Below are 12,841 nucleotides of genomic sequence, written 5' to 3' on the forward strand. Positions count from 1 at the left end.
AAGTTACTCACTAAAAAGTCGATTTCTTAACGTACAGGAAATCGACTTTTTATTTCTAGGATTAGCGAAAGAAATTTGGTTATTGTTGGTGCTATCTTTCAGTGAAGGTTTTATTGATATTCTAGTTTTTTTAGCATAAAACACCTTAATTCTAGTTACCTTTATGCTTCTTATTAAAATTCCTGGCAAAGTTTATGGATTAATAATTAACCTACGGTTAATTTATAGGTAAAATGATAATCAAAGTGTTAGCTTGATGGGAATAAGATAAAAGAGCTCTTTTTAAATGTAGTTGGAATTTCAATTAAAAAATATGAGGTTTAATCCATAATAATTATAAATTAATTAATAAGAAAACAAAGAGTGCTTCCTCTTTTTATAATGTTTTATTAAACTGGATAAACTTCAATAAAAAGCTTATCATTAAGTGCTAAAAGATAAGCTTTTTTGTCTATACTTATTAAATTTTATTTAATTTCTTCCATGCTAATACTATAATAAGATATTGAATACCAAATAGGAAAGCGAAAAGTATAATGAATCTTGCTATTACTGATAACCATCCAACGAAATCTTCAGGTAAGTTATATTTGTATGTGGTAGCACCTATTGCGACAAAACAAAAAATAAAGGTATTACTCATTTTTTCATTTAATTATTCTTTATTATTAATATCTGTTTCATAAAACAACAGTCAGAATAGATTTAATAAAAAAGAATATCATATAAAAAATTATAATAGCTAATGAAGCAGCCCATTCGAGAAATGGACGTTGTAGATATGCTCCTCTTATTATAAAATCAGCAAAAGCTATAAGTAGGACAACAATTCCAGATTTAGCCCAAATTTTCATTTCGATTTGTTGAATGCTTTCATCTGATTGTGTACTGAGTGAAAATCATTTTTTAGTTTTTCCATTTTAAAGTTCCTTCCAAAATAATTTATCTAAGGTTTTATCTAGTGTTTTAGCTATATGAATGCAAAGTTTTAAAGAATGGTTATTTCAATAAGACTAATGGTTTGTCGTGTAACGTTCACAATATCGGCTAACTCTTGTTGGGTCAGACCTTTTTCTACTCTTGCAATTTTTACTTTACTTACAGACATTAATTACACCTCATTTGTAAAAATAAACTTCATACAATAAATCTTATATTCTATATATTATATTTCAATTAAATAAATTATATATTTTACATTAAGACATATATAGGTTACTAATATCTATTTTTTTCATTTCTATTATTTTTTGTATCTAAAAAAGCCTACAAATATGAAAATACGATATCCTTTCCTATGATTCTGCAGAAAGAATATCGTATTTTTTCATTTGAGGGGAGAACTTTTTTTTATTAGTTTGATAGCGATTGAGTAGCACCAAAGCGTTTAAGAATAAAATTGTACAACAGTTACTGGTTAATTATTCTATATTTCATTTAAAAATAATTTTTAAAATCAGTACGTTTATAAATTCTCACCATTAAGAAATAAGAACCGATAAATATAAGCATGGTAACAATTGAAGCAAGTACAATTAGTTGATCAATAGTAAATTGTGTAGTAACACTATATACAAGGTCAGTAATATTTACATATGCCTCAAGTGGTCTCCATAAAACAACACATACAGAGAAAATAATGGTGACAGCAGCCATCAAATATTTATTGGTGAAACGATAGATAGTAATTCTTTATCATATAAATGGATTTGTATTCACTTAAACTCTTTCTTTTTCTTATCCAAGAGTAACTGACGCATTTTAAACATGGTAGATGTACAGAGTAAAATGCTAATAATTTGCCCATATAAATGGCATTCTAAGCGTTCTTTCTTAATTCCTTTGCACCTCTGAATCTAAAAGAAAGATTTCCATATTTTGAACAAAAGAAACAACAAGAAGCAGTCCGAGCAAAAGAACAGGAACATCAAAAGGCTACAGCTAATACAGCACCTCAGCAACAAGCTGCACCTAAACCAGAGAAAATTCACTTTGCAAACTGTAAAGATACAAATACTGCCGGTTACTATGATATAACTCCAGATAGCCCCGCTTATGCTTCACATTTAGATCGCGATGGTGATGGTGTGGCTTGTGAAAGAAATAAATTACATAAAAAATCTAGTAAAAAACATTAGATGTATGGATAAGCATTCTTTTGAGTGCTTTTATTATTTCTCAAGTTCTAATATATTAAAACATGCTATAATATATATATTGGGTCAGCATCCAATACATATTATTAAAATTAAAGTGGTTATCAAGTCAGAGGAAGGCACCTTGGGGTGTCTTTTCTTTTTTCTTAAAAGGGGATTTCCAGTACTTCGGCAAAAAAAGTACGCTAAGAGTATGCAAGATTTTATACAGTTTTTCGGCTAATCCAATAACAAACGAGAACCCTAAAATCGCGCCAGGATAGGAATGTATATCTCTTCTGTTATATTCGTAACTGGGAGCACATTTTTCATAAATGCAAAACGACTTAAAATTAGTGAGAAAAATAAAACAAAAAGTAACTTCCAATAATGAGACGTTATGTTAACTTTACATAAATACTATATACATCTAAAAATCTAAATAAATCATTATATTTGAATGATACAATTAAGAAAAGGGGGAGAAAAAATGAATTGGATAATGTTAAAAGATTCAAAAACCATGTCAGGTTTCGTACTTGCAATATTACTATCAATACTATCAGTTGTTTTCGCTGTAAAAGGAAGCGACTATTGGATAGTACTTAGTGTTCTTACAACTGTTCTGACGTTCCTTAGCGTAAATAGAGCAGACAAGATTTACAAATCAAGAGGCTAAAACAGTAACCCTCTCTGAACAAGAGTTTTTTTCAATAACTTCAAATAACGAAAATTATGTAAATAAGCTGTCCATATGGACAGCTTATTTTATTAAAGAACAACTGTTTCCGCAGCTTTCTTTAATGGACCAAGATCTTATAACATATGATACTAAATATAGATATGTTTTTTATTTTAAATGATATAAAATTCTTTATTAGTTCTATCTTGTTTATCTGATACATTTATTAATTACAATATTTTTTTGGCGGTGAATTATGTTAAATAAAAAAAACCACAAAATTCTATACTAGATGAATGCTTAAATGCTGCCGTATTAAATCCAAATTTAATTGGTCCTACATTACCACCTATTCCTCCTTTTACTCTTCCTACTGGAGTAACTGGTCCCAATTTATCTGGAACATTTATAGAAGTAGTACAGAATGGTTCAAATCAAACTGTAGCACCTGCTGATCCTTTTATATTTAATTCTCAACCGATAGCAAGCAATATTACATTTAATGGTTCTGATACATTAACTATAATAGACTCAGGTACTTATACTATAGGGTTTTATGTAGGAATTAGTATAACAAACACAACAACACCTATAATAATATCTGTGAGTATTAATGGTACTACTACTGGTCAAAGAACTATGGAATTAGATACAACAGCAGGAGAAATTTCTACTACTTTAATTAGAAATTTAGTAGCTGGAGATAATATTCAATTAATTAATAACAGTACAGGACCATTAATAACTTCCCCTTCTAATGGTTTTCAATCATTACGTTTAATTATTTATCGAATCTTTTAATCTCACTTTCCTTATTTTTTGCATTTTTACTTCTATAAAAAAGTACAAAATCTTTCTACAGATCCCGAACCAACGACGGATTCAATATTAAAATGTAATCATATAAATACTATCATTCTGTCAAACAAATAAATATGAAAAATAGTAAAAAGCAGAATCCTAATTCTATTAGGGATTTTGCTTTTTTAACGCTTTTCTTATTTTCGGATGTGAGTGCTGGCTCGTCGTGTCGGGGCAAACCCCCACATAATGTTAATCCCTATTGAGAAAATCATGCTTTGAACAGGAGAATTGGCAGTTCAGCTTGGCAAAAATTAAAAATCAACCGAAAAGCATTGCTCTTACAATCCACCTGTACAATTTCATATATATTATATTTACTCTTAACTATATATAAGAAGAATTTTTATAAATAAATCAAATCTCTTAAAACAAGTTTCCGATTAATAAAAAAATTAATACCTTACTAATAGCTAATAACAAATTGATAAGATGGGAGATGTTTTTTTGTCTGAGCGTTGTAAAAAATGCGGATATAGACACTCTAACTGTAGGTGTCATGAGGAATTTCCAACATGTCAACAGAAAGTTGTCATCGAGGGAATATCAAGTGTATTTTCACCAGCTTTCGGAAATTTTTATCAAACTAACTTTGTCACATTGATTAATAACCAACCTATGCCTTGGAATGCTACTAGACAGATAAATGGTGGAGTAAATCTAAATCCTGATGGAGTAACTATCCATGTTGCTCAAGCTGGATCTTATTATATTGAATATTATGTAAGTGTAAATTATAATCCCGTTGATCCTGGGGGTGACAGAGATTTGGGAATATTCATAAACGATGTGGAAATTCCTAACAACCAAACTCGATTTGGGGTTACTAATAATGAAGCCGATCGCAATGTTTGTGCCACTATTTCTGGTGGATCTATTGTATTTATCCCAGCTAATGCTACTGTCCAATTGAGAAATGTATTAAATGAAATTATAAAAACTAGTGATGGCCGAAAACTTGCAGCATCAATTAATTTGATTAAATTATCTTGATTTTTCATTTTAGATATAAATACCCACGACTGAACCCGTGAGCTTTCACAATTTGATATGTGAAGGGTCGTTCCACCTCTAACCCCTAAAAGAGTGCTCTTTTGGCGTTCATCGATCTCTTTTTCTTTCTTAAAAACAGCATGATAACTTCTAATAACGGGAATTATGTAAACACAAAAGTCCTCCAGTTAAACAATCCGGAGGACTTTTAATAGTTTTCTAAGTTATCTTCCAAATACACTCAATCCTAAATAAATTAAACTATAACTAATTAAAGCACTTGCAAGCATTAAACCTATTTTTAATAATTTATCTTTTATATTAGGCTTTACCTCACTTATAGGTTTCCCCTCTATAAAATCAACTATTTGACGATAAGTTTTTAAATTATGCTCTTTGTTTATGTTTTCAACTTTCAGTGATGAAAACATAAACAAAATCGTAAGCACAAAAAGTATTATAAGACCATAATAACCAAAAAAGTAAAATACAGGTGCAATAGAAATAGGAAGTATAATCATTGATGCTAACATGATGTAACTCCACTTAAAGAAAGTTGATTTTTGAAGTTCTTCTTTCATGATCTTTACATCTCCTTTAACTAAATCATCTAGGGAGACGTTAAAGAGAATACTCATCATTAGTAAATTATGAATATCTGGATAGTTCCTTTCATTTTCCCAGTTAGAAATAGATTGTCTGGAAACATGGATTTTTTCTGCTAACTTCTCTTGGGACATATTATCCCATTTACGAAAATATTGTATCTGTCTACCAATGTTCATCTATACATCTCCCTTAAATTTGAGGTTAAATTAAAGGCTAATTAAAGACTACCAAATTTCTTTATAATAACATGATTCTACTGTGTAAAAATGTTTTATCATGCTATTCTCCCCAGTTTTTGGGTGTGAGTGCTGGCTTTTCGCTTGCAAAAAACCCTCATTACCAGTCAACAATCATACTCAAAAACAAAAAACACTCTAATGAGTGTTTTTTCCATTAAATCACTTTCATCGCATATCTATTTTAATTTTATAATAGCCTGGATAATATTAAAATTTTCTATATATAGAAAAACGAACTGCTTGCCGATTAAAGTTTCCTGGAACACCAGGATTAGGAATACCAGTTACTGTAGGAATATTTACAGTATTTGGTCCGACATTAAATAATTGTACTAAATCACCTGCATTTAAAGATACTATCAAATTGCCTGAAATTATTATACCACTTGTATTCTTCCCCATACTTCTTTGTAGTTGAGTTTCACCATTAATACCTACAGCAAAAACAATAGGAGGCGGGCTTGTTGGATCTATAGCAATATAATAATTTATTACATAAACACCCGTATCAATAATTACAAATCCAGCTGTAGTAGATGTTACGTTAACAATTTCCGCATTAAAATTGAACGTAATGTTAGTACCACTTAAAACAACTAACTGATTTCCACCCGTTAATTGAGTAGTAAGAGTTCCATACGTCGCACGCATCACAGGTCCTGTTGGACCTGATATCCCAGGAGGACCTTGTATTCCTGGATCACCTTGCGGTCCTGTTGGGCCTACTGGTCCAGAAGGACCTTGTATTCCTGGATCACCTTGTGGTCCTGTTGGGCCTACTGGTCCAGAAGGACCTTGTATTCCTGGATCACCTTGTGGTCCCGTTGGGCCAACCGAACCTTGTGGACCAGTTGGGCCTATTGGTCCTGTTGCTCCTGTGGTGCCACCACCGGGTCCTGTTGCTCCTGTGGGTCCTGTTGCACCAGCACTAGGTCCTGTTGCTCCTGTTGCTCCTGTTGCTCCTGTTGCACCAGCTCCAGGGCCAGTTAGTCCTGTTGGCCCGGTTGGACCGGTTTCTCCAGCTCCTATTGATCCTACTGGTCCTGCTGGCCCGGTTGGACCAGTATCCCCAGGTACCCCTTGAATTCCTTGTACGCCTTGTGGTCCTGTCGATCCAGTAACACCAGGTACCCCTTGAATTCCTTGTACGCCTTGTGGTCCTGTCGATCCAGTAACACCAGGTACCCCTTGAATTCCAGGTTCCCCTTGTGGCCCTGTCGATCCAGTAACACCAGGAGGTCCTTCCGGTCCTACTGGACCTATATTCCCAGGTTCTCCTTGTGGCCCTGTAGGTCCAGTTGGACCTGTTATACCGATTCCTGTTCCACCGGGCCCTGTTGGCCCGGTTGGGCCTGTTCCTCCTGTTGGCCCTTGCCCTGCAGGAGGAAAGGCACATGGAAAAGGAATATGATTACATTTATTAAACTTATTCATGTTTCCACCAACTTTTCAAGTTAATTGCAATTAATTGAATGCATACCTAATATGTTATGAAATACATGTTAAATCTGTTTGTATATCTAGGCATTTAATTTTTTTAACTCTTTAACACATAAAAATCCCCAAAATAATAAAAAGAAGAAAAAAAACACTCAAATGAGTGTTTTTTCTAACTTAAATCACTTGTATTCCATATTTATTTTAATTTTATAATAAACCTTGTTAATATTAAAATATTCTAAATATAGAGAAGCGTGCTCCCTGCCTATTCGCTGGTGTTGGATTACCAGGTTCGGTAATACCAGTTACTGTAGGGATTATTACAGTATTTTGTCCAACATTATATAGTTGAATTTGATCACCTGCATTTAAAAATGCTATCAAATTGCCTGCAATTATTGAACCACTTGTATTCATCCCCATACTTCTTTGATTTTGAGTTTGATTATTAACACCAACAGCAAAAAGAATAGCAGGCAAGCTTGTTGGATCTATAGCAATAAAATATTCTATTGTATATATACCTGAGTCAATAATTATTATTGTATTTAGACCATCAAATATAAGGTTAGTAACTTGAGTACTGTTATTAAAATTAACTGGAGCACCACTTAAAACAGTTTGAGGAGTACCTGTACTTGAAAAAGCAAGATTTGCGTATGCTGTAGGAGCATTGGGCCCTGATGGTCCTTGTGGCCCAGAAGGCCCTTGTAAACCAGGATTACCTTGAATACCTGTTGGCCCTTCGGGACCTGGTGGACCTTGAATTCCTTGTACACCTTGTGGTCCCGTTGGCCCTTCGGGACCTGGTTCCCCCTGAATTCCTTGTACACCTTGTGGTCCTGTTGGACCTTCAGGACCTGGTGGACCATCTGGTCCTATTGGACCTGTTGCTCCTGTTGCCCCACCCGCTGGCCCTGTTACCCCTGTCGGTCCTGTTGGGCCACCAGATGGTCCTGTCGGTCCCGCTGGTCCTGTTGCTCCTGTTGCCCCTGTTCCAAGACCCGTAGGTCCTACTGGTCCTGTTGGACCTGTTGCCCCAATTCCTGTTGGACCTATTGGTCCCGTAGGTCCTGTTGGACCTGGATTTCCAGGTATCCCTTGAATTCCAGGTACCCCTTGTGGACCTGTCGATCCAATAACACCAGGTACCCCTTGAATTCCAGGTACCCCTTGTGGACCTGTCGATCCAGTAACACCAGGTACCCCTTGAATTCCAGGTACCCCTTGTGGACCTATCGATCCAGTAACACCAGGAGGTCCTTCCGGTCCTACTGGACCTATATTCCCAGGTTCTCCTTGTGGCCCTGTAGGTCCAGTTGGACCTGTTATACCGATTCCTGTTCCACCGGGCCCTGTTGGCCCGGTTGGGCCTATTCCTCCTGTTGGCCCTTGCCCTGCAGGAGGAAAGGCACATGGAAAAGGAATATGATTACATTTATTAAACTTATTCATGTTTCCACCAACTTTTCAAGTTAATTGCAATTAATTGAATGCATACCTAATATGTTATGAAATACATCTAAAATCTGTTTGTATATCTAGGCATTTAATTTTTTTAACTCTTTAACACATAAAAATCCCTAAAATAATATTATAAAATAATAAAAAGAAGAAAAAAAACACTCAAATGAGTGTTTTTTCTAACTTAAATCACTTGTATTCCATATTTATTTTAATTTTATAATAAACCTTGTTAATATTAAAATATTCTCAATACAGAGAAGCGTGCTCCTTCTCGAATTACTAATCCTGGATTACCAGGATTAGTAATACCACCAACTTGAGGAATTGTTACAGTATTTTGTCCAACATTATATATTTGTATTTGATCACCTGTATTTAAAGATATTATCAAATTACCTGCAATTATTGAACCACTTGTATTCGTGCCCATAGCTCTTATTCCCCCAGTTTGACCATTAATACCAACAGCAAAAATAATATCAGGCAAGCTCGCTGGATCTATAGCAATATAATAATTTATTTCATAGACACCCGTATCAATAATTGTTATTGTATCTGGAGCATTAAATGTAAGATTAATAACTTGAGTACTATTAGTAAAATTAACTGGGGCACCACTTAAAACCGTTTGAGTACCTTGAAAAGTGAGATTTGCATATGTTGTAGGAATATCAGGCCCTGTTGGTCCTCGTGTCCCAGGAGGACCTTGTAAACCAGGGTTACCTTGAATTCCTGTTGGTCCTTCGGGACCTAGTGGGCCTTGAATTCCTTGTATGCCTTGAATTCCTGTTGGTCCTTCGGGACCTGGTTCTCCTTGAATTCCTTGTACACCTTGTGGTCCTGTGGGACCTTCAGGACCTGGTGGACCAGCTGGACCTATTGGTCCTGTTTCCCCTGTTGCCCCACCAGCTGGTCCTGTTGCCCCCGTTGGTCCTGTTGCCCCACCAGCTGGTCCTGTCGGTCCCACTGGTCCCGTTGCTCCTGTTGCCCCAGTTCCAAGACCCGTCGGTCCTACTGGTCCTGTTGGTCCTGTTGCCCCAGTTCCTGTTGGCCCTATTGGTCCTGTTGGTCCTGGTGGACCAGCGTCCCCAAGTTCCCCTTGGATTCCTTGTACGCCTTGCGGTCCTGTTGGACCAGGATTCCCAGGTTCCCCTTGAATTCCTTGTACGCCTTGCGGTCCAGTTGGACCAGGATCCCCAGGTTCCCCTTGAATTCCTTGTACACCTTGTGGCCCTGCTGATCCAGGAGCACCAGGTGGTCCTTCCGGTCCTACTGGACCTATATTCCCAGGTTCCCCTTGCGGCCCTGTAGGTCCAGTCGGTCCTGTTATACCGATTCCTGTTCCACCGGGTCCTGTTGGTCCTGTTGGACCAGTCACTCCTGTTGGCCCTTGCCCTGCAGGAGGAAAGGCACATGGAAAAGAAATATGATTACATTTATTAAACTTATTCATGTTTCCACCAACTTTTCAAGTTAATTGCAATTAATTGAATGCATACCTAATATGTTATGAAATACATCTAAAATCTGTTTGTATGTATAGGCATTTAATTTTTATATGTAAAAAAAATTTGAAAATAATATCGTACAAAGTTATACAAATATAAATAAACAAAAAAGCAAAACCCTTTTTATATTAAAAATTTTGGTTCTGTTGCAAAGTTTTCTAAACGAAATTAAAATGTAAGAAAAATGATTCGAGGAGCATGATGCATGAGATATTTTAAAGGAAAACAGTTCAAGAAAGATATTATTTTGGTAGCCGTCGGCTACTACTGTCGTTTTTCTTTAAGTTATCGAGATGTATCTGAACTTTTGAGAGAACGTGGAATATCGGTTCATCCTACAACCATTATGCGTTGGGTGCATGAATATGGCAATTTGATCTATCAAATTTGGAAGAAGAAAAATAAATCAGCACATTTCGCATGGCATTTAGATGAAACCTACATCAAAGTCAAAGGAGAGTGGTGTTATCTTTATCGTGCGATTGATCGAAAAGGATACACCTTGGATATTCAACTTCGTAAAACAAGGGAACATCAAGCCGCTTATATGTTTATGAAAAGGTTAGTGAAAGCTTTTGGAGAACCAACAGTTCTCACAACAGACAAGGCTCCAGCTCTACTTTGTGCGCTCAAAAAACTGAAAAATAATGGTTTTTATGTGCATACGAAACATTGTACTGTTAAGCATTTCAATAATCTCATCGAACAAGATCATAGACATATCAAGCGACGTTTTGTCAAATCCGCAGGATTTCAAAACCTCCGCCATGCTTCACGTACAATCAAAGGAATCGAAACCATTCATGCCCTTTACAAACGAAGGCGAAGTTTTTCACAAGACTTCGCCTTTTCGGCATACCAGGAATTACAACAGTTAATGATGATGGCTTAAATTCTATCCCTAATGTATCGACCTATGTATACTTTTTTTAAACTTTGCAGCAGAACCGTTCAAACTCTATAGCAGCATCAAAAGGAAAATCTGATTTATCTTCAAAAATCGTTAACATTTCTACAAAATGTATTCCTAGAAGTCCCTCAGATTTAGCCCATTCATTCCATAGACTTAACATTGTATTGAGGTTCGGTATAGAAGCTGGTCGGTAAATTACAAATATCGGTTTGTCTTTACTAGTTAAATAGTTTTCGCTTTTGAAAAATGGCAAAAGATAATTAAAGTGTTCTTTCCAACCAGACTCATCCCCATATTCTTGTCGTATTAATACTTCCTGGTCTTGCCCATCCCAAGATCTTGTCCAGGATTCATTTGCCCAACATAAGCAATACGGGAAATCAATTTCCTTACATTGATTTCTCAGTTCTACTGGTTTTTCTAGTAGTTTTTTCCCTTGGAACCAATAATGATAATAGCAAAAACCATCTAAACCATACTGTTTTGCTAAGTTTATTTGCCACCTATGAACATCTAAATTTAACAAGTTGTAATAATAATCCCCCAATGGAGCCCTAGGCTGATAGTGTCCTAAAAAACGTGGTTTTGCTTTTTTTACATTGGTCCATTCTGTAAAACCCTTCCCCCACCATAAATCGTTTTCAGGTATTTCATGAAATTGTGGTAAGTAAAAAGCAATAGTTTTCATTAATAAGGACTTCCCCCTTCCCCATATTCAGTGACTTAATTATTAATAAAAAACAATTACAAAATATAAAACTCCACCTTTTAACATGTAACTATTTAATCTGATGTTAAATCTTGTCACAAAATAAGGCAAAAAGGCCCTAATTATTGTAATTTTCACACATAAAAAACTATTCAAAAAAACACTTTAAATCCAGTTAATTATTGTATAGTTTTATATTATAGGAGGGGAAAAATATTTCGTTTTTTGGCGAAAAATTCACAAATTTATTGGTAAATTTAGATGTAGCTAGCCTAATTGGAAAAATAAAGCAATTCCAAGGGAGATTGGAGGTCTATGAGAAGGAATTTCCATGTACATTAGAAAAGTTGCAAAGATCTACTCAACTTCAACATACTAAAGATTTTGTGGCAATGTATAAAAACTTAAAAATAACAAATAAAAGGTTAAAAGAATTAATTACATATGATCTGTCGCCAAAAACAATGGTCGAAGATGAAATATCTTGTTACGTTGATGCGCTATCACTCATTCATAATAACTATGAAAGGCTCACTATTGATCCGAGCACAATCTTAGAAATACATTTTCAACTATTTAAATATGCTACTTCGGATAGTGGCACGTGGAGAAAACAGGAAATCTTACTTGAAGAACATGCGCAACTTAATTTCTCATTTTATTGCTATCGTCCTTTAACGATTAAAGAAATCCCAGAAGCAATACAAGATTTATGTGAAGAATACAATTATTTATTAAATCAAAAAGAAATTGATCCCCTACTTTTAATTTGTAATTTTGTACTTAATTTTATATGTATTTTTCCTTTTGAATCTGGAAATGGAAGAATGGTACGTCTACTTATATCTTTATTACTATTACAAAGTAAACATTCACTAGTGAAATATATTTCACTAGATAAAATACTAAAAAAATATGAGAGAGATTATTATGATGCCCTTTATAAATCTTCAGCAAATTGGCATTTTCAAGAACATAATGTATCCTTTATATTAAAATGTCTATTACATATTATTCTAGAAGCGTATAAAGAACTAGATGTACATATTACTAGTTACCAACTGAAAGGGAACAAAAGTTTTAAAATTAAAGAGTATATATTAAAACAGGAACTACCTTTTACAAAAGAAGCAATACGAATGGTATTTTCTGATGTTTCACCAAGCACGATTAATAAAGCGTTTGCTTGTTTACAAGAAGAAAAATTAATTGAACTAGTATCCAAAGGTCGTAATGCAGTTTGGATTAGAACAAAGTTATAAATAGTATCAAAAATTATAGGGTA

At 34.7% G+C, this 12,841-nt stretch carries 11 protein-coding genes and 4 pseudogenes; 6 read left to right on the forward strand and 9 right to left on the reverse strand.

The window, feature by feature from the left end; all coding sequences use genetic code 11:
- Positions 1-460 precede the first annotated feature (460 nt).
- The 4 genes and pseudogenes from AC241_RS30085 to AC241_RS33895 form a co-directional block, all read right to left on the reverse strand.
- Positions 461-919 (reverse strand): annotated as a pseudogene (locus AC241_RS30085) (hypothetical protein).
- 1 nt (position 920) lies between these two features.
- Positions 921-1,108 (reverse strand): annotated as a pseudogene (locus AC241_RS30090) (helix-turn-helix transcriptional regulator).
- A 329-nt stretch (positions 1,109-1,437) separates the two neighbouring features.
- The gene (locus AC241_RS33890; protein WP_230690643.1) at positions 1,438-1,659 is read right to left on the reverse strand and encodes a hypothetical protein; all 222 of its coding nucleotides are present in this window, start codon (positions 1,657-1,659) and stop codon (positions 1,438-1,440) included.
- Between the two features lie 7 nt (positions 1,660-1,666).
- A pseudogene (locus AC241_RS33895) lies at positions 1,667-1,889 on the reverse strand (IS4 family transposase); the annotation flags it as partial.
- Here AC241_RS33895 and AC241_RS33900 point away from each other — a divergent pair.
- From AC241_RS33900 to AC241_RS30105, 4 genes and pseudogenes are all read left to right on the forward strand, one after another.
- A pseudogene (locus AC241_RS33900) lies at positions 1,881-2,138 on the forward strand (excalibur calcium-binding domain-containing protein); the annotation flags it as partial. The pseudogenes AC241_RS33895 and AC241_RS33900 sit on opposite strands and share 9 nt — an antisense overlap.
- A 487-nt stretch (positions 2,139-2,625) precedes the next feature.
- A complete protein-coding gene (locus AC241_RS30100; protein ID WP_050845472.1) occupies positions 2,626-2,814 on the forward strand; it encodes a hypothetical protein in 189 nt (62 codons plus the stop codon).
- Positions 2,815-3,147: 333 nt separating this feature from the next.
- Positions 3,148-3,618 carry a Gly-Xaa-Xaa repeat protein gene (locus AC241_RS35435; RefSeq protein ID WP_224414219.1) on the forward strand — a complete coding sequence of 157 codons (471 nt, stop codon included), beginning with the start codon at positions 3,148-3,150 and terminating at the stop codon, positions 3,616-3,618.
- 507 nt (positions 3,619-4,125) lie between these two features.
- Positions 4,126-4,671 (forward strand): hypothetical protein, encoded by a 546-nt coding sequence (locus AC241_RS30105; protein WP_050845473.1) that lies wholly within the window; start codon positions 4,126-4,128, stop codon positions 4,669-4,671.
- Positions 4,672-4,895: 224 nt separating this feature from the next.
- Here AC241_RS30105 and AC241_RS30110 read toward each other — a convergent pair whose 3' ends face one another.
- The 4 genes from AC241_RS30110 to AC241_RS35940 all read right to left on the reverse strand — a co-directional run bounded on the left by AC241_RS30110 (position 4,896) and on the right by AC241_RS35940 (position 9,879).
- Positions 4,896-5,456 (reverse strand): helix-turn-helix transcriptional regulator, encoded by a 561-nt coding sequence (locus AC241_RS30110; protein WP_050845474.1) that lies wholly within the window; start codon positions 5,454-5,456, stop codon positions 4,896-4,898.
- Positions 5,457-5,726: 270 nt separating this feature from the next.
- Positions 5,727-6,953, reverse strand: a complete 1,227-nt coding sequence (locus AC241_RS35935; RefSeq protein WP_050845475.1) for a collagen-like protein — start codon at positions 6,951-6,953, stop codon at positions 5,727-5,729.
- A gap of 234 nt (positions 6,954-7,187) precedes the next feature.
- A complete protein-coding gene (locus tag AC241_RS30120; protein ID WP_050845476.1) occupies positions 7,188-8,414 on the reverse strand; it encodes a collagen-like protein in 1,227 nt (408 codons plus the stop codon).
- A 247-nt stretch (positions 8,415-8,661) separates the two neighbouring features.
- Positions 8,662-9,879: a Gly-Xaa-Xaa repeat protein gene (locus AC241_RS35940; RefSeq protein WP_155417088.1), complete on the reverse strand. Its 1,218-nt coding sequence runs from the start codon at positions 9,877-9,879 to the stop codon at positions 8,662-8,664.
- Between the two features lie 260 nt (positions 9,880-10,139).
- On the opposite strand from AC241_RS35940, the gene AC241_RS30130 reads away from it, so the two are divergent.
- Positions 10,140-10,826, forward strand: coding sequence for an IS6 family transposase (locus AC241_RS30130; RefSeq protein WP_050845422.1), 687 nt, complete (start codon positions 10,140-10,142; stop codon positions 10,824-10,826).
- A gap of 37 nt (positions 10,827-10,863) precedes the next feature.
- On the opposite strand, the gene AC241_RS30135 is transcribed toward AC241_RS30130, so the two are convergent.
- On the reverse strand, positions 10,864-11,535 hold the full coding sequence (locus tag AC241_RS30135) for a glycosyltransferase WbsX family protein (protein ID WP_230690644.1): 672 nt from the start codon (positions 11,533-11,535) through the stop codon (positions 10,864-10,866).
- A gap of 236 nt (positions 11,536-11,771) precedes the next feature.
- On the opposite strand from AC241_RS30135, the gene AC241_RS30140 reads away from it, so the two are divergent.
- Entirely contained in the window at positions 11,772-12,818 is a 1,047-nt protein-coding gene (locus AC241_RS30140) for a Fic family protein (protein ID WP_050845477.1), read from the forward strand.
- Positions 12,819-12,841: the final 23 nt, after the last annotated feature.

This window comes from Bacillus thuringiensis, assembly GCF_001182785.1.
GTDB lineage: Bacteria > Bacillota > Bacilli > Bacillales > Bacillaceae_G > Bacillus_A > Bacillus_A thuringiensis_S.